Source organism: Pseudomonadota bacterium, assembly GCA_037200975.1.
GTDB lineage: Bacteria > Pseudomonadota > Gammaproteobacteria > Steroidobacterales > Steroidobacteraceae > CADEED01.
This window is the reverse complement of sequence record JBBCGI010000001.1, coordinates 710,151-730,437: the sequence shown is the minus strand read 5'-3', so window position 1 is coordinate 730,437 and position 20,287 is coordinate 710,151. Positions and strand designations below refer to the sequence as shown.

Annotated in this window: 19 protein-coding genes; 18 read left to right on the top strand and 1 reads right to left on the bottom strand. The window is 61.6% G+C overall.

Translation table 11 applies throughout. The features are described from left to right. The first annotated feature begins 36 nt into the window (after positions 1–36). The 18 genes from WDO72_03185 (at position 37) to WDO72_03100 (ending at position 19,759) form a co-directional block, all read left to right on the top strand. The gene (locus WDO72_03185) at positions 37–1,131 is read left to right on the top strand and encodes an aminotransferase class I/II-fold pyridoxal phosphate-dependent enzyme (GenBank protein MEJ0084663.1); all 1,095 of its coding nucleotides are present in this window, start codon (positions 37–39) and stop codon (positions 1,129–1,131) included. Between the two features lie 3 nt (positions 1,132–1,134). Next, positions 1,135–2,232: a Gfo/Idh/MocA family oxidoreductase gene (locus WDO72_03180; protein MEJ0084662.1), complete on the top strand. Its 1,098-nt coding sequence runs from the start codon at positions 1,135–1,137 to the stop codon at positions 2,230–2,232. Positions 2,233–2,235: 3 nt separating this feature from the next. Beyond that, complete coding sequence (locus tag WDO72_03175) at positions 2,236–2,982, top strand: class I SAM-dependent methyltransferase (protein MEJ0084661.1); 747 nt, start codon at positions 2,236–2,238, stop codon at positions 2,980–2,982. Then, on the top strand, positions 2,983–4,338 hold the full coding sequence (locus WDO72_03170; GenBank protein ID MEJ0084660.1) for a hypothetical protein: 1,356 nt from the start codon (positions 2,983–2,985) through the stop codon (positions 4,336–4,338). 67 nt (positions 4,339–4,405) lie between these two features. Further along, positions 4,406–5,173 carry a glucose-1-phosphate cytidylyltransferase gene (rfbF, locus tag WDO72_03165; protein ID MEJ0084659.1) on the top strand — a complete coding sequence of 256 codons (768 nt, stop codon included), beginning with the start codon at positions 4,406–4,408 and terminating at the stop codon, positions 5,171–5,173. Next, entirely contained in the window at positions 5,170–6,273 is a 1,104-nt protein-coding gene (rfbG, locus tag WDO72_03160; GenBank protein ID MEJ0084658.1) for a CDP-glucose 4,6-dehydratase, read from the top strand. The genes rfbF and rfbG overlap by 4 nt, the downstream gene beginning before the upstream one ends. Further along, positions 6,270–6,743, top strand: a complete 474-nt coding sequence (locus WDO72_03155) for a dTDP-4-dehydrorhamnose 3,5-epimerase family protein (protein ID MEJ0084657.1) — start codon at positions 6,270–6,272, stop codon at positions 6,741–6,743. Before rfbG ends, WDO72_03155 begins: the two co-directional genes overlap by 4 nt. Positions 6,744–6,751: 8 nt before the next feature. Further along, positions 6,752–7,678, top strand: a complete 927-nt coding sequence (locus tag WDO72_03150; GenBank protein MEJ0084656.1) for an SDR family oxidoreductase — start codon at positions 6,752–6,754, stop codon at positions 7,676–7,678. After that, positions 7,675–8,568, top strand: a complete 894-nt coding sequence (locus tag WDO72_03145) for a glycosyltransferase (GenBank protein MEJ0084655.1) — start codon at positions 7,675–7,677, stop codon at positions 8,566–8,568. Before WDO72_03150 ends, WDO72_03145 begins: the two co-directional genes overlap by 4 nt. Then, complete coding sequence (locus WDO72_03140) at positions 8,565–9,863, top strand: hypothetical protein (protein ID MEJ0084654.1); 1,299 nt, start codon at positions 8,565–8,567, stop codon at positions 9,861–9,863. Before WDO72_03145 ends, WDO72_03140 begins: the two co-directional genes overlap by 4 nt. Then, complete coding sequence (locus tag WDO72_03135; protein MEJ0084653.1) at positions 9,860–10,813, top strand: NAD-dependent epimerase/dehydratase family protein; 954 nt, start codon at positions 9,860–9,862, stop codon at positions 10,811–10,813. The genes WDO72_03140 and WDO72_03135 overlap by 4 nt, the downstream gene beginning before the upstream one ends. Further along, positions 10,716–11,972, top strand: a complete 1,257-nt coding sequence (locus WDO72_03130) for a glycosyltransferase (GenBank protein ID MEJ0084652.1) — start codon at positions 10,716–10,718, stop codon at positions 11,970–11,972. The genes WDO72_03135 and WDO72_03130 overlap by 98 nt, the downstream gene beginning before the upstream one ends. 85 nt (positions 11,973–12,057) lie before the next feature. Continuing rightward, a complete protein-coding gene (locus tag WDO72_03125) occupies positions 12,058–12,873 on the top strand; it encodes a class I SAM-dependent methyltransferase (protein ID MEJ0084651.1) in 816 nt (271 codons plus the stop codon). 28 nt (positions 12,874–12,901) lie between these two features. Continuing rightward, positions 12,902–14,032 (top strand): glycosyltransferase family 4 protein, encoded by a 1,131-nt coding sequence (locus WDO72_03120; GenBank protein MEJ0084650.1) that lies wholly within the window; start codon positions 12,902–12,904, stop codon positions 14,030–14,032. Further along, entirely contained in the window at positions 14,032–14,982 is a 951-nt protein-coding gene (locus tag WDO72_03115) for an NAD-dependent epimerase/dehydratase family protein (GenBank protein MEJ0084649.1), read from the top strand. The genes WDO72_03120 and WDO72_03115 overlap by 1 nt, the downstream gene beginning before the upstream one ends. A gap of 78 nt (positions 14,983–15,060) precedes the next feature. Beyond that, a complete protein-coding gene (locus WDO72_03110) occupies positions 15,061–16,029 on the top strand; it encodes a glycosyltransferase family 4 protein (GenBank protein MEJ0084648.1) in 969 nt (322 codons plus the stop codon). Between the two features lie 353 nt (positions 16,030–16,382). Continuing rightward, positions 16,383–18,281, top strand: a complete 1,899-nt coding sequence (locus WDO72_03105; GenBank protein ID MEJ0084647.1) for a nucleoside-diphosphate sugar epimerase/dehydratase — start codon at positions 16,383–16,385, stop codon at positions 18,279–18,281. A 143-nt stretch (positions 18,282–18,424) separates the two neighbouring features. Continuing rightward, positions 18,425–19,759, top strand: coding sequence for a UDP-glucose/GDP-mannose dehydrogenase family protein (locus WDO72_03100; GenBank protein MEJ0084646.1), 1,335 nt, complete (start codon positions 18,425–18,427; stop codon positions 19,757–19,759). A gap of 16 nt (positions 19,760–19,775) precedes the next feature. On the opposite strand, the gene WDO72_03095 is transcribed toward WDO72_03100, so the two are convergent. Continuing rightward, the gene (locus WDO72_03095; protein ID MEJ0084645.1) at positions 19,776–20,204 is read right to left on the bottom strand and encodes a type II toxin-antitoxin system VapC family toxin; all 429 of its coding nucleotides are present in this window, start codon (positions 20,202–20,204) and stop codon (positions 19,776–19,778) included. Positions 20,205–20,287 lie beyond the last annotated feature (83 nt).

Here is a 20,287-nt window from a genome sequence, read left to right as displayed (position 1 = left end):
TCCGTCGCGCCGAAAGTTTGAATTGGAGACCTAGTGATGAATCGACCGATCAAGGCCAGCGAACGTCTGTCGCGAGTCAAGCGCCTATTCGACCCTTACCACGACCGACGCAATTACGTGCGCCTCGACCGCAATGAAGATCCGGTGGGCTGGAGCACCGAACACTTCGAGGCTTTTCGCGCGTCGCTCACGCGTTACGACTTCGCCGCCTACGCGGATTCGAACGATTTTATTGCCAAAGTCGCGAAATGGTGCGGAGTCACGCCAGAGTCGATTCTCGTGACCGCCGGCTCGGACGGTGCCATGAAGACTCTGTTCGAGACCTATGTCGACGAAGGCGATCTGATCGTCATGCAGGACCCGAGTTGGCGCATGTACGAGGTCTACAACATGATCTACAAAACCCGTGTGGCCATGGTGCCGTACGGTCCCAATCTCGAGTTCGACACCGCCAAGGTTCTCGAGCACATGCGCCGTGAGTTTGTGCGCATGGTGGTGCTGGCAAATCCGAACCAACCAACCGGCACGGTCATACCGGATGCCGAGATCGAGGCCATCATTGCCGAAGGCGCAGAGCGCGGCACTATTGTGATCATGGATGAGGCCTATCATCTGTTTACGGCGAACACCGCAGTAGGCTGGGTGAACAAGTATCCAAACCTGTTCGTGGTGCGCACGTTCTCCAAGGCCTTCGGACTCGCGGGGTTGCGGCTTGGTTATTGCGTTTCCAACCCCGAACGCATTCGCGAGAGTTCGCTGTTGCGGCCGATCACCGACAGCAACAGCATCGCGCTCAAATGCGGCGAATACGCGCTCGACCATCTCGACTGGGTGAAACAACGCCTTGCCGATTACAACGCGGGCCGCGATTTCCTGTACCGGTCCATGCACGACGCAGGTCTCGAGACATTTCCGTCGCACACCAATTTCGTGCACGTGCGTTGCAAGTCCGCCGACGACTGTCGCACGGCGATTGCTGCCGCGCGCGAGCGTGGCTATTTGCTCAAAGGTCCCTGGATGCAGGTTCCGCTTACTAACTGCCTGCGCATCAGCACGGGTCCGCTCGATCTCATGCAGCGTTTCTGGAACGATTGCGCCGAGATCATCAAGTCCGCCGCCAAGAGACGCTGAGCCATGGAAAAGATCTTGAATGTCGCTGTCCTTGGATGCGGTCGCGTGGCTGGGCACCACGTCAAGGCCGTCCAACATCATCCGCATCTCAAGTTGGTCGCGATCTGCGATATCAAGGTAGACCGAATGGTGAGCATGCCGGGCGCGGGCTCTGCACCTCGTTACATCAACTACCACGAGATGTTTCGGCAGCATCCGGAAATCGACATCGTCGCCGTGGTCACGCCCAGCGGCATGCATTTCGAGCATGCGCTCGATGCGGTCGAGCGCTACAAGAAGAGTGTGGTCGTGGAAAAACCCGTGGTCATGCGCCTCGCGCAAGGTGATCAGTTGACCGCGGCTGCAAAGGCTTCCGGTACATATGTCTTCCCGGTGCATCAGTACCGTTTCAATCGCTGCGTGCAGCGCATACGCCGCGCGGTGCAGGACGGCGAACTTGGAAACATCGTTCTGGCCACGGTGCGACAGCGCTGGTGTCGTCCGCAGCCGTATTACGATCGTGACGCTTGGCGCGGCACGTTCGCGCTCGACGGTGGTTGCACCACCAACCAGGGAATCCACCATTTGGACATGGTGCGTTTCCTCGCCGGTGAAGTGCGCCGGGTAAACGCCGTGATGAAGACCTTCAACGTGAACGTCGAAGTCGAAGATTGCCTCGTGGCGACGCTCGAATTCGAGAACGGCGCACTCGGCGTGCTCGAGATCACCACCGCGGCGCGGCCGCGAGACTATGAGTCGTCGGTGTCGATCATCGGCACGAAGGGAACGGCCATGCTGGGCGGATGGGCCACCGACAAACTGCTGACGTTCTCGCCGTGTCCCGAAGACGAGGCGACTTTCAGCGACACGTTTCCGGACGCATATGGTTTCGGCCACAACGACATCTACGCTGGCGCCTACGATACCATCACCGGTCGCGGCCGCCCGGCCGTGGAGTTCAGCGATGCGCTGAAGACCATGGAGTTTTTGCACGCCGTCTATCTATCGGCTGAAGTCGGCACATGGGTGGAGGTCGCGAAACGGGCCGAATCCGCGCGGCTCGGGCGTCCCGATGAGAAACTGGCCGCTCTTTATCGCACGCCGCTCGCGAAGGTGGGTTGAGCGATGAGCAGTTCAGGCAACATCGAGTACACCTCGCCGAATATCGAAGCGTTCTATCGCTCGCACCGCATTCGTTGGGACCAGTTCTACCAATCCGAGCGCGTGGTCTTCGAACAGATCGGGCTCGGCGCCGGCAGTGCCGTGCTCGATATCGGTTGTGGCTGCGGCGGGCTTGGGCTCGCTTTGCGCGAGAAATTCGGCGTCACGAACTACACCGGCGTGGAGATCAACAAGCAGGCCGCGGACACCGCGCGAAGCGTATACCCGCTGGGCCGGTTCATCGCGGCGGACATACTCGCACCACCGTCGGGATTGCTCGGGGAGGGATCCTTCGACATGGTGGCGTCGCTGGGTTGCATCGACTGGAATCTGGAGTTCGAGTCCATGCTGCGCGCCGCGTGGCGCTACGTGAAACCGGGTGGTTACTTCCTGTCCAGCTATCGTCTAACCACCGGGCCGGGCATCAACGACATGACCCGCTCTTTCCAGCACATCAATTTCGACGGCAAGAAAGAGGGTGAGACTGCGCCCTATGTAGTACTCAATGCGGGCGAACTGGTGGCGATGTTGAAGGCGCTCGATCCGTCGCTGCTGCGTGGCTTCGGCTACGCAGGTCCGCCGAGCGCATCGGCGGTTACCCCATTCGAAGAAGTCGTTTTCTGCGTCATCGCGGCGCAGAAGCGTGCTGGCGAAACCGCGCCCACGGCGCTCGCCCTCGATCTGCCTGCTTCCGTGCTGGCCGTCCTCTAGATGGTGCTCGCCGCCGACGCCGTGGATGCAGCGCAAGAGCGGCTGCTGCACGGTGCGCGGAACTTCGTGTTCGAGCGCATGCGTCGCAAGCGTGACGTGGCGCTGGAGCCAGAGTGCTTCATGACCGCATGGGCGCGTACCCCCGGCCATGCACGGCTTCGGCGCCTCGATCGTGGTGGCTGGCGTGCCGAGCCGGCGCGTCTTGTCGCTCGAGCTCGTGATGCCTTTCACTGGTTGCGCACCCCGGGCTTTGCACTGAGCCAGTCCGCGACGCCGGGTGACTACGACAGCCTGATCATCACGTGGGCCTTGCCCGGCGATTTCGATTCGACCGGCAACCATCGGGACCGCTACCTCGGTCTATCCACTGCGGAGACACCACGCACGCTGTGGTTGCTGCTGATGATCGACGGTGCTCCTACGACCAATCCCGCGCCCAACATCCGCATGATCTACAAACGGAACCGCGCCGGGGCGACCTCATGGCCGCCGAGTGTGAATCTCAACCTGATCTCGAACGCGCGCGCCACACGACCGCGTGCGCGAGGATTCTCCGCGATCGTGGCGCAGGCGCATGCTGTCGCGGAGGCCGTTTCGATCGAGTTTCGGCGCTTTCCGGTGCGGAGAGTGATTGTCCCCTATGAAGGGCAGCCGTTTCAGCATGCGCTGATGCTTGCCGTGAAACGAGAGCGTCCGCAAACAGAGACCGTGGGCTACATGCACGCCGTGTTGCCATCGTTGCCCACCGACTACGTATATCGCGACGGAGCGCCGGATTGTTTGCTTGTAAACGGGGAGGGACAAGCGGAAATCCTGCGCGAATACCTTGGATGGCCAACCGACAAGGTGCGTGCAGTCCCGTCACTGCGATACATGCGTGAACCGGAACCGCCCTTCGGCGGACACATCCTTTTGCCGTATGACTGCGACCCGCCTGCTGTCGTTACCGCGTTCGAGGCCTATGTGCGGGCTTCACCGAAGGCAAGCATGCCGGCGTGGCTGGCGCGCCTGCATCCAGTAATGGCCAGGAACCCCAAACATCTGGGGCTGGCGCGGCAACTCGCCGAGATCATGGCGCGCCATGAGGATCGGACATCGACGCGCGCCGAATTCTCCAGACAGGCCCTGGTTTTCGGGGGGACCGCGGCGGTGCTCGAAGCGCTGGAGCGAAGTTTTGACGTGATTCACCTGTGCGCGACCCCGTTGTTTGAAAAACACAGTGCTCGCGTCTGGCGGCATTTGGACGTCGAGGACTTGGGGGGAGGCGCATTCAGGTACCGCCTCCGCACGCCGGGCGCGTACATCAAATTTGGACAGCCCGGCCACGGCGCAGCCCTGCTCGGAATCGATTCGTGAAAGTTTCTATATCATTCACGAGCGGGCGATGTCGGCCCGGAAGTCACATTCAAGAAGGCGATTCGCGATGAAGGTAGTCATTTTGTGTGGCGGTTTGGGCACGCGTCTCAGCGAAGAAACCCAGATCAGACCTAAACCAATGGTCGAAGTTGGCGGGCGTCCCATCCTCTGGCACATCATGCGCGCCTATGGCCGGCACGAGCTCCGCGAATTCGTGCTTGCGCTCGGTTACAAAGGCGAGGTTATCAAGGACTATTTCCTCAACTATCACCCGCGGCAAAGTGACATCACCGTGCATCTCAAGAGTGGTGCGGTGGAGTATTCCAATCCCACCGTCGAGGATTGGAGCGTGAGCCTTGCGGATACCGGCGCATCCACGCAGACCGGCGGTCGGCTGCTGCGCCTCAAGGACAAGCTGGCCCCGCACGGTCCGTTCATGTTGACCTACGGCGACGGAGTTTCCGACGTCGATCTGACAGCGCTGCTCAAGTTCCACCGGTCGCATGGCAGGCTCGCCACTGTCACGGCGGTGCGGCCGCCCGCGCGCTTCGGCGACCTGCGCGTTGAGTCTGGTCGGGTCACGAATTTTGCCGAGAAACCTCAGACCGGCGAAGGCTGGATCAACGGCGGTTTCTTCGTGTTCGAGCCAAAGGTGTTCGACTACATCGCGAACGACGAAACGATCCTTGAGCGCGCGCCCCTCGAGAATCTGGCGCGGGATTCGCAGCTCATGGCTTTCCATCATTCGGGATACTGGCAATCGATGGACACTCTGCGTGACAAGACTGCGCTTGAAGCGCTCTGGGCCACGGGAAACCCGCCGTGGCTGACGTGAGCCCTGGAAAAATCGGCGAGAGCTACCGCGGCCGCCGTGTACTGGTCACCGGACACACGGGCTTCAAGGGCTCGTGGCTGGCCCTGTGGCTGCGGCAGCTGGGGGCGGAAGTCGCGGGATTTTCGGTGGATGTGCCCACGCAGCCGGCGAATTTCGAGATCCTCGGTCTCGAGAAACACCTGCGCCATTACAGCGGCGACATTCGCGATCGCCCCGCGCTCGCAGGTGCGATCGATGACTTCCGCCCCGAAATAATCTTTCATCTCGCCGCCCAGGCGCTGGTGCAGCGTTCCTACATCGACCCGGCGAGCACCTTCGAAGTCAATGCAATGGGCATGGTCAACTTGCTGGAGCAAGTGCGCCAACGGCCGTGGATCGAAACCGCGGTGCTGATCACCAGTGACAAGGCGTACCGGAACGACGAATGGTGTTGGGGATATCGCGAGACCGACGCGCTCGGGGGTCACGATCCATACAGTGGCTCAAAGAGTTGCGCCGAACTCGTGGCGCATTCCTATTTCCATTCTTATCTGCGGCAGTCGCCCACCCGCGTTGCGACGACGCGCGCAGGCAACGTCATCGGCGGCGGCGACTGGGCGCTCGACCGCATCGTGCCGGATTGCATTCGCGCCTGGACTCGCGGCGAGTCGGTGCAGGTGCGCAGCCCCCGCGCAACGCGGCCGTGGCAACACGTGCTCGAGCCGCTCAGCGGCTATCTACTCCTGGGCGCGCGCCTGCTTGCCTCACAGGCCAGACTCAACGGCGAGGCTTTCAATTTCGGCCCGGATTCCAACGTGAACCAGACGGTGGGTGAACTCATCGATGCGATGGCGACCCGCTGGCCCGGCGTTTGCTGGCATGTGCCCGAGGGCATGGCGCAGAACGGGCACGAAGCCAATCTGCTCAAGCTCTCCTGCGACAAAGCGCTGTTCCACCTCAACTGGCGGGCGGCGTTGCAGTTTCACGAGACCGTCGCTTTCACGGTCGATTGGTATCGCAACTGGCACGAAGACAAGGTTTCGATGGTCGAGTTCGCGGACGCGCAGATCCAGGCGTACACGGCGCTTGCGCGCGAACGCGGGATCGCCTGGGCGGCATGAGCGCCGTCTCGATCCAGGGCGTCCTCGTCACCCCGCTTCGGCAGATCGTCGATGAGCGTGGCGCGGTCCTCCACATGTTGCGCGCGGATTCCGAGGGCTACGCGGGCTTCGGCGAATGTTATTTCTCGCAAATCAATGTCGGGATCATCAAGGGCTGGAAACGGCATTTGCGTCAGACCCAGCAGCTCGCGGTGCCGTCGGGCCGGGTGCGTTTCGTGGTCTGCGACCTCCGCGACGAATCCCCGACCCGCGGTACGTGCGTCGACGTCACGCTGGGCCGGCCGGATTCCTATTACCGGCTGACGATTCCGCCGCAGGTTTGGTACGGTTTCGCGTGCGTGGGTGATCAGATCTCCCTGGTCGTAAACTGCGCCGACATGCCGCACGAGGCCGGAGAAAGCGAGACGCGACCGCTCGAGGATTTCGAGCTGCCGCAGGCGCTGGATATTTTGCGCGGAACCGCGGCGTGAGACTGCTCGTGACCGGCGGCCTGGGCTACGTCGGCGCGCGCTTCGCTGAGCTTGTAGCAATGCAACCTGACTACCAACTCACGCTCACTACCCGGAAGGCGCCTCCCGATATCTCCGGCTTCGAGGTAGTCCGGCTCGACCCCGCCGATGGAGCCGCGTTGACGCAGGCGTGTCACAGCGTGGATACAGTCATCCAACTTGCGGGAATGAATGCCGCCCAGAGCAACGCGGCCCCGGCCGCTGCCGAGACCGGCCGGATCTCCACGACGCGCGCCTTGCTGGCGGCCGCCGTGCGTTGCGGCGTGCGCCGGGTAATCCACGTTTCCACCGTGCATGTGTATGGAAGGTCTCTCGCGGGCATTGTTGTCGAAGAAGCGCCGCTTGATCCCATGAACGCATATGCGCACAGCCACATTGCCGCCGAATCACTGGTCCGCTCGGCCGACGCAGCCGGTGAAATCGAAGGTATCGTCGCGCGACTTTCGAATTCTTTTGGCGCGCCGGCCTATCCGTCGCCAGAGTGCTGGGCTCTCGCCACGAATGCGCTGTGCCGCCAGGCGGCAGTCACCGGAAATCTGGTGCTCCAGACACGAGGAACGCAGAAGCGCGATTTCGTGCCCATGGTCGAAGCCTGTCGCGCGCTGCTGCACCTGGCCACGGCGCCGCGCGAGCTTGTAAACCAGTCCGTGTACAACGTGGGAAGTGGGCGGGCGATCAGTCTCCTGGACCAGGCGCGACATATTGCCGACGCCGTGATGGCGCAGTCCGGTCGGGCACCACAAATCGTGATTGGCGATCGGCCCGACGCTGCTCCCGGCGAGTTGGTGGAGCTCAGCATCGGCCGGCTGCATTCTTCGGGCTTCGAGCCCGATGCCGCGGCCGGACCACTCGAGTTGCAGCGCTTGGCACGCCATTGCCTTCAAGAGGGGGCATGAGCACGCGAGTCTCGGTGGTGTTACCCACTTACAACCGTGCCGCCGATGTGGAGCGCGCGCTGCGCTCCGTGCTCGCGCAGACCTTTACTGACTGGGAAGTGCTAGTGGTGGACAACCACTCCACCGACAGCACTAGCGACGTGGTCGCATCATTTCGCGATGCGCGCATCAGGCTCCTCGAAGTACGCAATGAGGGAGTGGTTGCGCGGTCACGTAACCTTGGCATCCACGCCGCAACCGGTGAGTTCGTGGCGCTGCTCGATTCGGATGACTGGTGGGCGCCGCACAAGCTCGCCGCGTCGGTATCGGCACTCGAACGCGGTGCCGACGTCGTCTACCACGATCTCTACCTCGTGCATCACGCCGCGCAGCAGTTCTTCTGGCGCCGCGCGCGCACCCGGCAGCTGTCAAAACCTGTGCACGACGACCTGGTGCGCCGGGGTAATGCACTGACCAATTCAAGCGTGGTCCTCAGGCGTTCGTTGTTTCTCGATATTGGTGGCATCAGCGAAGACCGCGCGCTGATTGCCTTCGAGGATTACGACGCCTGGCTGCGCATTGCCCGCATCACCGATCGTTTCACCCGCCTTGATCGGGCACTGGGGTACTACTGGAAGGGCGGGGCGAATCTGTCGACGCCGGAGCGCACGTTGCGCAACCTCGAACACTTTGTCGCCACGCATTTCACCGGCGAAGAATGGCGCGACGGAAAATTGCCTGGTTGGGTGGACTACGCGTACGGCCGGGCCTACTACCATCTGCGCTCGCCCGATCGTTCGCGCACGTATTCGCGGCGGGCCCTCTATGGGCAAATCGGCTGGCGGAAAAGGGTCAAGGCGATTTTGACTCTTGCGGCGCTGAGCCTCGGGGGCGGACGGCCCACCCCGTGAGCGGTATCTCAAGCGTGGGGGAGCGCGCTCTGCCGGTCACCATTCCGCGCGTCTCGCTCGGATTGGCCGCCATTCTCGCGGCGGGTCTGCTGGTATACGTCTCCGGCTCATTCATGTTCGCCGAGGTGTTCGGCATCAAGCGGCCGCTGCAGGTGCTCCTGGTCGCGCTGCTGCTCGCCGGTGCGCTGGCCTACGGACTGCGCATGCGTTGGCGCGACGTCAACGCGCTGATGATATTTGTCGTCGTCATGATCGCGACCGAAATCATCGTGCGCGGCAAGTTGTTGTATGTGTTCGACGGCATATCCTCGCTGCTGGCGCTCATCGTCATCTACGCGGTGCCCACCGCGACGTTTTGGAGGGGCGCCAAGTTTGTGGCGTGGATGGCGGTCACCTTCGCCGTGATGGCGTGCATCCAGTTCGTGATCCTGATCTTCAATCCCGAGCTTGGCGACTTCCGCCTTCTGATCAATGACGACAACGTCATCCTCAACAGCGTCAAGCATCCGATTATGTTTCTGGGGTTGTTTGGCGAATTGCAGTACACCTTGTTCGGGAAGCCTGTAGGTCGCATGCAGAGTTTCGCGCTCGAGCCTTCGCTAAATGTGGTGTACTTCCTGTTGCCCGCGGCGATGGCAATGTTGTTCAACCGCAAATCCTATTTCATCATCGGCGGGCTGATCCTGCTGTTTTGCGTTTTGTCGCTTTCGGGATCCGTGTTCCTGGCCTGCGCGTTCATGTTGATCTGGACTTTACTGCTGCCGATCCTTTCGATTCGATTCGCATTTTCGTACGGTTTGTTGCTCGTGCTCGCCGGCTATCTGTATGCGATGCAGCGCGTTGGTCTTGAAGTCATGGTCGCGGGCTTAACAATGCTCAAGGACTACGGCGACTTCATGGGCAAGTCCACCTCCCTGACCGTGCGCGGCCTAGCCGCTAGCGAAAACCTTTCGGCGGCCTTGGCGAGCCCACTCGGGAGCAGCAATATTTCTGATATGGCGGGTCCTTGGGTGGTAAACGGCGCGTTGGTGGCCGGTTGGTTGGGAGCGGCTCTCATCATCGTGTTCCTTCGCGGATTTGCAGGCGAACTGCAACGTGTGAATGTTGGGTATGGGTTGCTCACTCGAACGCGGCTCGGCACACTCATGCTGCTTGGTGTTATGTCGACCATCGTCGCCTTCAACGACTACCAGATGAGCAATTACGCTGGCATCGTGCTGCTGGCCTTCGTGCATCGCACGGTCGTGAGCCGGCTCGCTGCCGAGCAACGCAAATACAGTCGGACGCAATCGTGACTCAACAATCAGACGACTCCGGCGCGCGCATCGCGGTACTCGGCGCAGGTTTCATCGGCATGAGTCTGGTACGCCGGCTGCTTCGTGACGGGTACTCGGTATCTGTTCTGGATCACAAGCCGCCGCCCCACGACATTGCGGGGCGCGTGTCGTGGGTGCGCGGCGATTTCGCGGATCAGTCAGCGGTCGCGGCGGCGCTCGAGAAAAGTGCTTGCGCGATCCACCTGGTTTCGTCGACCGTTCCGGGCGACGAGCACGTCGACGCCACGCGCGAACTCTCCGACAACATTTTCGCAACGCTCGAATTCCTCAAGACCTGCGAGCGCGTGCGGGTGCCGCGTGTCGTGTTCTCCTCATCGTCTTCCGTGTATGGACTGCAGGAACACATGCCCATCCCGGAATCCGCGATCACAGATCCGATCAGCTCGCACGGCATCCAGAAGCTTGCAATCGAGAAATATCTGCTACTTCACCGTTTCAATTCGGGACTCGACGTGCGCATTGCGCGGCTCTCGAATCCTTACGGCCCTGGACAGCGTATCGAGGGCCGCCAGGGCTTCGTCGCGATCACGATTGGGCATCTTCTGAAAAATGAACGAATCCTAATGCGCGATGATGGCCGTCCAGTCCGAGATTTCATTTACATCGACGACGTGGTCGACGCGTTCAAACGTCTCGCTATCTTGCCGCGCGCTCCGACCGTCGTAAACGTCGGGCTGGGCACGGGTCACTCGCTGCGACAGGTTGTCGATCTCATCGCTGGACTCATTGGGCATCCCGTGGACGCGGAGGTGGGTGCACCACGTCGCTCAGACATTCCCGTAAGTGTGTTGGATGTAGGACTCGCCGCACGTGAGATCGGCTTTGCACCGACAGTGCCGATGCACGCAGGACTTGCCCGCACGCTGCGGCACCACGGCATCGCCGTCATGGAAAATACGGGTGTCTGAAAATAACCGCGGCCGCCAACGAGTGTTGCATGTCATCACGAGTCTGGGGCAGGGCGGCGCCGAAACCGTGTTGTTTCGCCTCGTGCAGGCGACGCTCGACGGATTCGACCATCACGTGATATCGATGCACGACGAGGGCGTATTCGCCGCAAGGCTGCGGGACTTGGGCGTCGCCGTCACGGTGCTGGGCATGCGCCGTGGCGCGCTGAGCGCCGGCGGTCTGCGACGCCTGCGGCGAGTTCTGGTCAAATTCCGGCCCGACCTCGTACAGACACGTCTCGATCACGCCAATCTCGTCGGCGGCGTCATGGCGCGCTGGAACCACGACACGCCATGCATATGGGCGGTGCATTCGACGGATCTTGGCTCCTTTCGCGCTAGCTGGAAGACGCGTGCGGTGCGCGTTTGCTGCGCCCTATTGTCACGACGGTTGCCGCGCGCAATCGTGTCGGACTCGGCTAGCGGGGCCGCGCTGCATGCGCGGTCCGGCTTCGACGCGGCCAAATTCGTCGTCGTCCCGAACGGAGTCGATTCAATCGCCTTCCGGCCGGATGACCTGGCACGCGCGCGGGTCCGCGCGACTTGGGGTCTGGCTCCGGATGAGTTGCTGCTCGGTTGCGTAGCGCGCTGGGATCCTGCCAAGGATCACGAAAATCTCATCCACGCGCTCAAACTACTCGCGCCGCAACGCGAGAATTGGACTTGCGTATTGGTCGGTAATGGCATGACCGCCGAAAATACCGAGCTGCGAGCGATACTCGAAAGATACGGCGTATCGGGCCGTGTGCGTGCGGTCGGGCCCACCGCCGATGTACCGGGAGCGATGGCTGCTATCGATCTGCACGTGCTGGCCAGCCAGTCAGAATCCCAACCAGTGGCTGTCATCGAGGCGATGGCATGTGCCACGCCATGCGTAGTGACCGACGTCGGTGACGCGGGCGCCGTCGTGGGCGAAACAGGCTGGATCGTTCCGCCGCGCGATCCACAGGCTTTGTGTACTGCGCTGAAGGCGGCAATCGATTCGACCTCACACACGGGTTTCGCCGAACGGCGGCAAAGTTGCCGCGACCGGGCTGTTGCGGAATTCAGCTTAAGCGGAATGGCATCGCGGTATGCATTGATCTGGTCGCGCTTCGCGCGGCCTCGAGCCGAATCGTGAGCGGCTGGGGGTTTCGTCAATCGATGGAGATTCTTCCGTGAGCGTTTCGATTCCCTGGTGGGCGCGCATCATGGCGAAGCTCGTATTGTCACGGCTGCCGGCGGGCTATTCGACGTGGCAGAAGTTGAACCTATTTCGGCACGGGGCGATGCAGAAGGCCGGTTACGCCCTCGACGTGTTCAAGCAACACTTCGCGCGCAGTGGGCTCATCGCCGGGCAGCCTTTCGTCGCCCTGGAGATCGGGCCCGGCGACTCGCTGTCTTCTGCAGTCGTCGCTGCCGCTCATGGCGCGACGCACACCTATCTGGTCGACGCCGGCGCTTTCGCGACCAGCGACATGGCGGTCTATCGGGAGATTTCGGCCAAGCTCTGCGCGGCGGGGTTGAATGCCCCCGACTTGAGCGCGGTGCAGAACGTCCCCGACCTATTGCGCACATGCCGCGCCAGCTATCTGACACGGGGTCTCGTTTCGATGCGCGAGCTGCCCTCTGCAGAAGTCGACTTCATCTGGTCACAAGCGGTGCTCGAACACGTGCGCCGCGCTGAGTTCGTCGAATTCATCCGCGAGACACGGCGGGTCCTGAAGCCATCGGGTCTCGCTTCGCACGTGATCGATCTTCAGGATCACCTGGGCGGCGCCCTCAACAACCTGCGCATTGGCTCGCGCCTCTGGGAGACCCAGTGGATGGCTAATTCAGGGTTCTATACGAACCGGTTGAGCGAACCCGAAATCATTTCAGCCTTCGAGAGTGCGCAGTTCGCGGTGGAACGCGTGTCTGAGCTGCGCTGGCAGGATCTGCCGACGTTGGTGAAGGCGTTTGCGCCGGAGTTTCGCGAAGCGCACCTCGCGGCGCGTTACGTCAAGGTCTTCGACATCCTTGCCAAGCCGTATGAGCGGTGAATTCGTTACCGCAAGCAGGCCCTGGCGATTGCTCATCGTCGTCAACGTCCCGTGGTTTTTCGTCATGCATCGCATGTCGGTTGCGCTGATGGCTCGTGCGCGTGGCGCCGACGTGCACGTCGCCTGCGGAGAAGGTTCGGGCCGCGAAGATGTCGAGGCGGCGGGTTTCACGTTTCACGCGCTTCCGTTGACGCGCTCCGCAATTGCACCGTTCGCCGATCTGCGCACCGTCCGTGCGCTCGTCCGGCTGTACGGGGAATTGCGGCCCGACGTAGTTCACCATGTCACGCTGAAACCGGTTATGTACGGCACGATTGCTGCGCGAATCGCGGGAGTGCCGGGAGTGATCAACGCATTTGCCGGGCTCGGTTACACCTTCAGCGGCACTTCGCCGGGAGCGAGGTTCCGTCGCTGGATCATGCAGCATCTGATCGCGGTCAGCATGCGGCATCGGCGACAGAAAATCGTCTTCGAGAACAACGACGATCGCGAACTACTGGTGCAGGCAGGGGCGGTCCGGGAAAGTGAGTCGCTCGTGATCGCTGGTGTCGGCGTCGACATGCAGGAATACTCCGCGTCACCCGAACCCGCGGGCGAAGTGTGCGTGCTTCTGGCGTCACGAATGTTGAGCGAGAAGGGCGTCGAATACTTCGTTGAGGCAGCGCGGACGCTGAAAACGCGCGGTATCCAAGCGCGATTCCTGCTGGTTGGGATGCCAGACCCATTCAATCCTGGCAGCATCTCCGAGGAACAACTCGAGCAATGGAATCGTGAGGGTGTCGTCGAATGGCAGGGCTTTCGGCGTGATATGCCACAGGTCGTTCGAGCTGCGCACGTCGTGTGCCTGCCTACCTACTATCGTGAGGGGGTGCCGCGTATCTTGATGGAAGGGGCAGCTACCGGGCGACCCATCGTGACCACCGACATGCCCGGATGCCGCGACATCGTCCACGACGGTGTCAATGGACTCATTGTTCCCCCGCACGACGTCCGGGCTCTCACTGCCGCACTCGAAAAGCTCATTCTCGATCCGCAGCTGCGCGCACGCTTCGGCGCGGCTGGTCGTGAACGCGCCGAACGGATGTTCGCGCTGCCGAAAGTACTGGATCGTTTCTGGCGCCTATACGTCGAGATCGGCGCGCTCGGAGCGTCGCGCTGATGCCGCGCATACTTATCACCGGAGCAAGCGGCCTCGTCGGGCGGCAGCTCTGCGCCGACTTGGCGAATCGCGGGTACACCGTGCGCGCGGCGATTCGAAGGTCGTCTCCAGTACCCGTCGGCGCTGCCGAGTCGGTGGCGGTGGATGACATCGGGCCGCACACGTCCTGGAGGGAGGCGCTGCGTGACGTCGATCATGTCATTCATGCGGCCGCCCGGGTGCACGTCATGAACGACGACCCCGCGAAAAACGATCTGTATTTCGCGACCAACGTGGAGGGGACACGCGCACTTGCGAATGCCGCTATGCAGGCGCGAGTGAGGCGTTTCGTCTTCCTGAGCAGCGTCAAAGTGAACGGTGAAGAGACGGGCGATCGCGCCTACACTGCGCACGATGCACCGCGGCCCCAAGACGCCTATGCGTTATCAAAGTGGCAGGCGGAACAACTCCTGCTGGCAACTTGCGCCCGTGGCAACATGACTTGCGCCATCGTGCGGTCGCCGCTCGTTTATGGCCCCGGCGTACGGGCGAACTTTCTGCGGCTGATGAGTTGGGTGGATAAGGGGTATCCGCTGCCGCTCCGCGCGATCGAAAATCGGCGCAGCCTGGTCAGCATCTGGAACCTCTCTCAACTTCTCGAGCTCTTGATTACGACGCCGGTAGTTGCCAGTCGAATTTGGATGGTTTCTGACGGCGAGGATCTGTCTACCTCAGAGTTGATACGACGCCTCGCATCAGCCATGGGAAAGCCTGCCCGGCTTTTCAGAGTGCCACAGAGTATCCTTAGATTCGGCGCGCGCTTGATCGGCCGTTCTGAGGAAATATCACGATTGTGTGGATCGTTACGCGTGGACTCGACCGAGACGCGCTCAGCACTCGGTTGGGAGCCTCTTATTAGTATGGACGCGGGATTGCGCAGGACCGTCGAATGGTACGAGGCAAATAGATAGTCGATGCAACCGGGACATGAGGTCGTCGCAGTCGCTGCGCTGGGTGTACTAACAGCATCCGCCTTGCTGAGCTGGGTGATGCGTCGTCTGGCGGTGACGTACGGCTTTATAGACCGCCCGAACGAACGCAGTTCGCACCGGAATCCGACTCCCCGCGGCGGCGGCAGCGCCATCGTCGCCGTAGTGACGCTGTCGCTGACCGTGCTGGTGCTGCTCGGGAGAATCCCGTTCGCCACGTTTGCCGTGCTGGCCGCAGGTGGGTTCGCGGTCGCTTTGGTGGGTTTCATCGACGACCGCCGGCCAGTATCCACTCGGGTGCGCTTGAGCGTGCACATCGCGGCGGCGATATGGGCTCTTTACTGGCTAGACGGCTTGGCGCCCTTGCGTTTTGGCGACCGTCTGATCGACTTCGGTTGGGCGGGCTATGTCCTGGGCGGACTCGGCATCGTCTGGATGCTCAACCTGTTCAACTTCATGGACGGGATCGACGGCATCGCCACCTCAGAAGCCGGCTTCATAGCGTTGAGCGCGGCCTTCCTGCTTAGCTCTGGCGACTTCACCACCGGTATTCCCGCGATTGGAATCGTTCTGGGAGCGGCCTGCTGTGGCTTTCTGGTCTGGAACTGGCCACCGGCGAAGATATTCATGGGTGATGTCGGGAGCGGCTATCTTGGCTACTTCCTTGCGTGTACCGCGCTAGCGGCGGGTCGGGAGAACCCGACTGCGTTGTTTGTCTTCCTTGTACTGGGGGCAGTTTTCGTGGCCGACGCGACGGTTACCTTCCTGCGCCGGGTAGCCCGGCGCGAAAGGTACGATGTCGCCCACCGCACCCATGCCTATCAACACCTTTCTCGATGTTGGGGAAGTCACAAAGCGGTAACAGCCGCGGTTCTGGCTATCAACTTGTCCGTATTGCTACCTACAGCTGCTTGGGCTATTCGACACCCGAAGTGGGCCGGCTGTGCCGCGGCGGCGGCTTCATTGTTGCTGGTAGTGGCTGCCCTTGCTGCGGGGGCGGGACGCAGGGAGGGCGGGACCGCCAAATAATTTGTCGTCGCCGGTAAGGGTCGGCCTGACGTCGTGTACTGGCGACAGGGGTACGCGCTCGACACAATCACACGTTTCAGCAACAGACCTGTGCAGAAAATATCGGGAAAATGGTGAGAGAATTCACGCCGTCGCGACAGAAAGGCAAGGGGAACAGCGAAAACCATCCATCAGTTGCTTAAGTCCTTCTGAAAATGGAATTGTTCCGATAACGGTTTACAACGGATTGGCGAGTAGATACGGCCAGGATGCGCAGGAAAAAATACGGACATCGATCCCGGGCGGTACGCAGGAAGACCGCGCGACTCGTTCGACGGGCTCGTTTCATGGGCCGGCGATTCAAGCAATTCGTCATGTTGGTCGCAGACGTGGTTGCCATACCAGTCGCGCTGTGGACGGCATTTGCGTTGCGCTATGGCGGGGTGAATTCGCATGTCCCGGTCGCGCTTTACTTCGCGACGGTGCTTAGCAGCGTTCCCATCTTCATCCGCATCGGCCTTTACCGCGCGGTTATCCGCTTCCTTGGCATGCAGGCGGTCCTCGCCATCGTTCTTGGCGTTGGCTTCTCCACTGCAGTCATCGCATTCATTAATTACTACTTCCTCGGCAGTCTTGTGCCGGCCGAAGTTTTCGTCATCTATTTCGTACTGGCCTCGAGCTATGTGGGCCTGTCGCGTTTCGGTGCCAGGGAGCTAATGCGCTGGGGAAATAGCGGCGCCGATCGTGTCGTCGTCTATGGCGCTGGAACCTCTGGTGCACAACTCTGTTCGGCGCTCATGACGCGTGGGCACTATCGCCCGATCGCCCTAATCGACGACAACCCCGCACTGCACGGCGTTCAGGTATTCGGAATCCCGGTGTTACCGCCGGATCAGCTTCTCGAGCAGCGGCGCCGATACGGCGTCAGCGTGGTTTTGCTCGCCTTGCCGAGTGTGTCGCGCAGGCGGCGCGCACAAGTGATCGAATCGCTTACGGTCCAGGGGTTCAAAGTACTTACCGTTCCCGACGTCGGGGAGATTATTTCCGGTAAGGCTCGATTGGAGGAGATTCGCGACATCGATGTACATGACCTGCTCGGCCGCGATCCGGTCCCACCAGACGCGGCGTTGTTAGGCGCGTGCGTGCGCGGCAAGTCCGTGCTGGTCACCGGTGCCGGGGGATCGATCGGATCCGAGCTTTGCCGCCAGATACTGGACCTGCTGCCGCGCAGGCTGGTGCTCTTCGAAGTATCCGAGCTCGCGCTCTACGAGATCGAACGTGAGTTGCGCTCGCTCAATGCGCAGCTGGGCAACCGCATCGAACTCGTCGCCTTGTTGGGCAACGCTCACCACAAGAATCGCGTCCGCGAGATCATGACGACTTTCGGTGTGCAGACCGTGTACCACGCGGCTGCCTACAAACACGTGCCGATCGTCGAACACAACATGATCGAGGGCATTCACAACAACATCTTCGCGACTTTCAACACCGCAGAAGCTGCGATGGAATGCCGCGTCGAAACGTTCGTGCTCATCTCCACCGACAAGGCAGTCAATCCGACCAACGTCATGGGATGCACGAAACGCGTCGCCGAGATGGTGCTGCAAGGCCTGCAGCAGCGCGGCGGCAACACCCGTTTTTGCATGGTGCGCTTCGGCAATGTCCTCGAATCCTCTGGTTCCGTCGTACCGCTGTTCCGCGAACAGATTCGCGACGGTGGGCCAGTCACCGTTACGCATCCGGATGTCATCCGCTATTTCATGACGATTCCTGAGGCAGCGCAGCTCGTCATCCAGGCTGGCTCGATGGGCTCGGGCGGCGACGTGTTCGTGCTCGACATGGGCAGCCCGGTGCGTATTGCCGATCTGGCGAAACGGATGGTTCAGCTCGCGGGTTACACGATCCGTGACGAGAAACACCCTGACGGCGACATCGAAATCCGTTTCACGGGGCTGCGGCCCGCCGAGAAGTTGTTTGAAGAGCTGCTGATCGGCAAGAACGTCACCGGCACAGACCACCCGCGGATCTTGCGCGCGATGGAGCAGAGCCTGACTTGGGAACAAATTCGCCACGTTCTCGACGACCTCGCCCAGTGTTCGATCCGCTTTGATTGCGAACGTGCTCGCGAGGTATTGCTTCGGGCCGTTCCCGAATACCGGCCAACCGACCGGGTGCAAGACCACGTGTGGCTGCAGGGTGGCCAGCGCGTCAGTGGTGCGGTACTGGCCGACGAAGAGAAGGTTCGAGAGCTCAGGCCTCGCCCGCCAGCCTGATCGCGCGCCGGGCAGGCGGCCGCGCTCTAGCCGCCAACCAGTCCTCACTTCCTCAAGTCCTATACCGCCTCGCGCCACTCCCGTAGGACGATTTCGTTAGAATTCGGCCCCTTGCGCCCTGTCAGGCGCTCTCAAGGGACCCCATGCGAGTAACCATATTTGGCTCCGGATACGTCGGCCTCGTGACCGGCGCCTGCCTGGCAGACGCCGGCAATGACGTCCTCTGCGTCGACGTAGACGCCAAGAAAATCGAAGGCCTCAAGCAAGGCATCATCCCGATCCACGAGCCCGGCCTAGAGGCGCTCATCAAAAGCAACATCGAAGCAGACCGCCTCAAGTTCACCACCTCCGCCAAGGAGGGCGTCGACCACGGCCTCTTCCAGCTCATCGCCGTGGGCACGCCGCCCGACGAAGACGGCTCCGCCGACCTCAAATACGTGCTCGCCGTGGCCCGCTCCATCGGCGAACACATGTCCGAATACAAGGTGGTCATCACCAAGTCGACCGTACCGGTAGGCACCAGCGACAAGGTGCGCAACGCCTGCGAGGAGACGCTCAAGAAGCGCGGTGCCGAGCTCGAGTTCGACGTGGTCTCGAACCCCGAATTCCTCAAGGAAGGCGCGGCCATCGAAGACTTCATGCGCCCGGATCGCGTAGTGGTCGGCACCGACAACCCGCGCGTCACGGAGCTGCTGCGCGCCTTATACGACCCGTTCACGCGCAGCCGCGAAAAACTCATCATCATGGATCTGCGTTCCGCCGAGCTCACGAAGTACGCGGCCAACGCCATGCTCGCGACCAAGATCAGCTTCATGAACGAGCTGGCGAACCTCGCCGAGCGCTTCGGTGCGGACATCGAGAAAGTGCGGGTCGGCATCGGTTCGGATCCGCGCATCGGCTACCACTTCATCTATCCGGGTCTCGGCTACGGCGGCTCGTGTTTCCCGAAGGATGTGCAGGCGCTGGCGCGTTCCGCGCGCGGCGCGGACTACACGCCAGCGTTGCTCGATGCGGTCGAAGCGGTCAACAAGGCGCAGAAGCAGGTGTTGTTCGGCAAGATCTCGAAACACTTCGGCGGCAACCTCAAGGGCAAGACGTTCGCGATCTGGGGCCTGGCGTTCAAGCCGGGTACGGACGACATGCGCGAGGCGCCGAGCCGGGTGTTGTTAGAGGCCTTGTGGAACGCGGGGGCCAGCGTGCGCGTATACGATCCGGCGGCCACGAAAGAGGCGAAGCGCATCTTCGGCGACCGCGCCGATCTCAAATACTGCGCGAAGGCGCGCGAGACGCTCGAGGGCGCCGACGCGCTGGCGATCGTCACGGAGTGGAAGGAATTCCGCAGTCCGGATTTTGACAACCTGAAGAAGCAGCTCAAGTCGCCGGTCATATTCGACGGCCGGAACCTCTACGACCCGGGTCTCATGCAGAAGCAGGGCATTACTTACTACGCGATTGGCAGAGGGGAAGCGGCCCGCTGAATCGGGTCCGAATTATTCAGTTGGCAGACACGCCCCAGTCAGCCAGTTCGACGATTCGCCCTACGGATCGTGCAGCTCTGGCATAGCGCACGTCGGCAGTAACGAGAATGGCGCTGTCCGTCTCGAGTGCCACTGCGTGGTAAAGGGTGTCGAAGACGTGCCGATTGAGATCGACGGCGAGCTGGCAGGCACGTGAATACGTCGTCACGTCGTCGCGAACGGGCAATTCGAGGGCGTGCAGCATCTCGATATCCCGTGCGGCGGATTTCGGGCTGAGACGGGACAAGACAGCGGCGACTTCCGCGAGCCAATGCACGGGCTGCAAAATCTCTTCTCCCTCGGTAAGCACGCGACGCATGAGGTCTGATGCGAGATCGGTATCTGCCTCAACGTGCGGATCGTTGACGAGCCACTTGAGAACGACACTCGCGTCCAACACCAACACTACGGCCGTCCCTTGGCTCGCGTGTTGCTTATCTTGGCTGACGTAACCGACGGGCGTTTGGATCGGTCTGCTGTCAGGCGGCG

What these genes read in the sequence shown, in the direction of transcription:
- WDO72_03180 (MEJ0084662.1), top strand. Translation starts at nt 1,135, where the DNA reads ATGGAAAAGATCTTGAATGTCGCTGTCCTTGGATGCGGTCGCGTGGCT.
- rfbF (MEJ0084659.1), top strand. Translation starts at nt 4,406, where the DNA reads ATGAAGGTAGTCATTTTGTGTGGCGGTTTGGGCACGCGTCTCAGCGAA.
- WDO72_03110 (MEJ0084648.1), top strand. Translation starts at nt 15,061, where the DNA reads ATGCGTCGTCTGGCGGTGACGTACGGCTTTATAGACCGCCCGAACGAA.
- WDO72_03175 (MEJ0084661.1), top strand. Translation starts at nt 2,236, where the DNA reads ATGAGCAGTTCAGGCAACATCGAGTACACCTCGCCGAATATCGAAGCG.
- WDO72_03155 (MEJ0084657.1), top strand. Translation starts at nt 6,270, where the DNA reads ATGAGCGCCGTCTCGATCCAGGGCGTCCTCGTCACCCCGCTTCGGCAG.
- WDO72_03115 (MEJ0084649.1), top strand. Translation starts at nt 14,032, where the DNA reads ATGCCGCGCATACTTATCACCGGAGCAAGCGGCCTCGTCGGGCGGCAG.
- WDO72_03100 (MEJ0084646.1), top strand. Translation starts at nt 18,425, where the DNA reads ATGCGAGTAACCATATTTGGCTCCGGATACGTCGGCCTCGTGACCGGC.
- WDO72_03185 (MEJ0084663.1), top strand. Translation starts at nt 37, where the DNA reads ATGAATCGACCGATCAAGGCCAGCGAACGTCTGTCGCGAGTCAAGCGC.
- WDO72_03145 (MEJ0084655.1), top strand. Translation starts at nt 7,675, where the DNA reads ATGAGCACGCGAGTCTCGGTGGTGTTACCCACTTACAACCGTGCCGCC.
- WDO72_03170 (MEJ0084660.1), top strand. Translation starts at nt 2,983, where the DNA reads ATGGTGCTCGCCGCCGACGCCGTGGATGCAGCGCAAGAGCGGCTGCTG.
- WDO72_03105 (MEJ0084647.1), top strand. Translation starts at nt 16,383, where the DNA reads ATGTTGGTCGCAGACGTGGTTGCCATACCAGTCGCGCTGTGGACGGCA.